This window comes from Kitasatospora sp. NPDC047058 (genome assembly GCF_040643935.1).
Lineage (GTDB): Bacteria > Actinomycetota > Actinomycetes > Streptomycetales > Streptomycetaceae > Kitasatospora.
In genome coordinates, this window is the sequence record NZ_JBEYVJ010000658.1 from 1 (window position 1) to 2,745 (window position 2,745).

The 2,745-nt window shown below is 71.4% G+C and carries 2 protein-coding genes; both read left to right on the top strand.

All coding sequences use genetic code 11. The features are described from left to right. Positions 1-478 (top strand): FxLYD domain-containing protein (locus ABZ885_RS38890; RefSeq protein ID WP_360199587.1); only part of this gene is annotated, 478 nt, incomplete at its 5' end. Between the two features lie 299 nt (positions 479-777). Next, positions 778-2,577, top strand: coding sequence for a glycosyl hydrolase family 18 protein (locus ABZ885_RS38895; RefSeq protein ID WP_360199589.1), 1,800 nt, complete (start codon positions 778-780; stop codon positions 2,575-2,577). The last annotated feature ends 168 nt before the right edge of the window (positions 2,578-2,745 follow it).

The following is a 2,745-nucleotide window of genomic DNA, read 5'->3' on the forward strand; positions in this document are numbered from 1 at the left end:
CGGCGCCCGTGTCGGTCGGCGGGATGTCGAGGGCCTGCCAAATCTCCTGGTCGTCGTCGAACGCTGCGCCTTGGCCGGGGCCGCGGTTGCGCATGCCGCCTCGGTCGCGGGCGGGCTCTCCTCGGCGGCGGCGTCGGCCGCGGCCTCCGCCGCCGCGTCGGCGGAGGCGGCAGCCTCCTCGGCGATCGCGAGCGTCAAGGGCGGGCTGGACGCCAAGGGCGACGTCACCACGGGCGCCGTGAACATCGCTTCGGGCGGCAAGGCCGAGGTGCCGCTCACCGTCACCAACCACGGGCAGCAGTCGAACCGGTACGTGATCCAGGTCAACTTCACCGACGGCTCCGGCAACGTGCTGGACGTGACGGTGGTGTCCGTTCCGGACGTGGCGGCCGGGCAGTCGGCCCAGGCCACCGCGCGCAGCAACCGGGACCTGACCGGCACGGTCAAGGCCGACGTGGCCACCGCCGTGCGCTACTGAGCCGCAGGCCGGCGGGGGTGCGGCGGGAGCGGGTGAACCTTAAGCGCGGCTCAAGGCTCAACATCACCCCTTGACGGGGTAGTTGGTCTAGTCCATTTTAGTGCCCAGGTGCAGGGAGCCCCTGAACCGGCGTCAACGGCCCAGGCCGCGGGCGCCGGTTCGGCATATCCCGGCGCCCTCAGAAGGCATGTTCCCGCTCGATTCCCTTCCGCTGTTCTGTCATGCCCTGGTCGTGCGGCCCCACCCCGCACGAGCCCCCCGGGGCGGCGGAATCCCCCACAACCAGGAGTCACGCACCCATGCTCCGTTCACGCATCGAAAGGGCCGGGAGTCCGGCCCAGGAGGGCGGCCGCCGCCGGCGCCCGAAGAGCCTGGCCGCCGTCGCGGTCGGCACGGCCGCCTCCCTGCTGCTCGGCGCGGGCCTCGCCCTCTCCGGCGGCGCCCCGGCCAGCGCCGCCGTCACCAACAGCACCGGTGCCCCCGCCACCAGCGGTGGCATCAAGGTCGCCTACTTCGACCAGTGGTCGATCTACGCGAACGCGTACTACCCCAAGACGATCCAGGACACCGGCGTCGCCGGGAAGCTGGACTACCTGATCTACTCCTTCGCCAACATCCACCCGACCGACCTGGGCTGTTTCGAGGCCACCAAGGCCGCCAACCAGGACGACAACAACCCGAACGCCGGCGACGGCGCGGGCGACGCCTTCGCGGACTACCAGAAGAGCTTCGGCCCGGACATCGCGGTGGACGGCGTCGGCGACGCCTGGGGCCAGCCGATCGCGGGCAACTTCAACCAGCTGAAGAAGCTGAAGGCGAAGAACCCCAACCTCAAGATCCTGATCTCGCTGGGCGGTTGGACCTACTCCAAGTACTTCTCGGCGGCGGCCGCCACGGACGCCTCGCGCAAGCACCTGGTCTCGTCCTGCATCGACATGTTCATCAAGGGCAACCTGCCGGCGGACGCCGGCTACGGCGGCCCGGGCTCGGCGGCCGGCATCTTCGACGGCATCGACATCGACTGGGAGTACCCGGGCGGCGGCGGCCACACCGGCAACCTGTCCAGCCCGAACGACAAGCAGAACTTCACCCTGCTGCTGAAGGAGCTGCGCGAGCAGCTCGACGCCCAGGGCAAGGCCGACGGCAAGACCTACGCCACCGCGGCGGCGGTCGGCGCCGGCCAGGACAAGATCCGGAACGTCGAGACCGACAAGATCGGCCAGTACCTGACGTTCCTGGACATCATGACCTACGACATGCACGGCGCCTGGGACGCCAAGGGCCCGACCAACCACCAGGCCCCGATCTACTCCGGCCCGGACGACCCGATGACCCCGGCCGCGCCGGGCCACGGCAAGTACTCGGTCGACGCCGCGATCAAGGCGTACACCGCCGGCGACGCCGACTACGGCATCCCGGGCGGCTTCCCCGCCAAGAAGATCAACGTGGGCGTCCCGTTCTACTACCGCGGCTGGACCGGCGTCCAGAACAACGGGAAGAACGGCCTCTTCCAGCCGGCCACCGGCCCGGCCGCCGGCGCCTCGATGTCCGGCAGCGTCCCCGGCATCCAGATGTACAAGGAGCTGGCGGGCTTCGTCGACAACCCGGCGAAGACCTTCTGGGACGACACCGCGAAGACCACGTACTTCTACGACGGCACCACGTTCTGGACCGGTGAGGACGCCCGCTCGATCCAGGCCAAGGTGGACTACGCCCACTGCAACGGCCTCGGCGGCTCCTTCGCCTTCTCGCTGTACGACCTGGGCACCAGGACGGCGCTGTTCGACAAGATGGTCGAGGCCACCAACGGGTCCGCCGCCGGCTGCCCGGCCGCGCCGACCACGCCGCCCACCACGCCGCCCACGACTCCTCCGACCACGCCGCCGACGACGCCGCCGACGACGCCGCCCACGACGCCGCCGACCACCCCGGCCGGCTGCGCCGCGGCCCCGGCCTGGGACTCGGCCACCACCTACGCGACCGCGGGCACCAAGGTCTCCTGGAAGGGCCACTACTACACCAACAAGTGGTGGACCAAGGGCGAGGACCCCACCACCACCGGCCAGTGGGGCGTCTGGACCGACAACGGCCCCTGCTGACCCGCTGAACGGAACCACTGAACCGAACCGCTGAACCGAACCACTGAACACCCGGGGGCCCGACAGGCCCCCGCACCGGACGCGGGCGGGCCCCCGCGCCGGAGGGTACGGGCCCGGGCCGCCCCGCCGGCGCGGCCGGCCCCCCCCCCCCCCCCCCCCCCCCGCCAC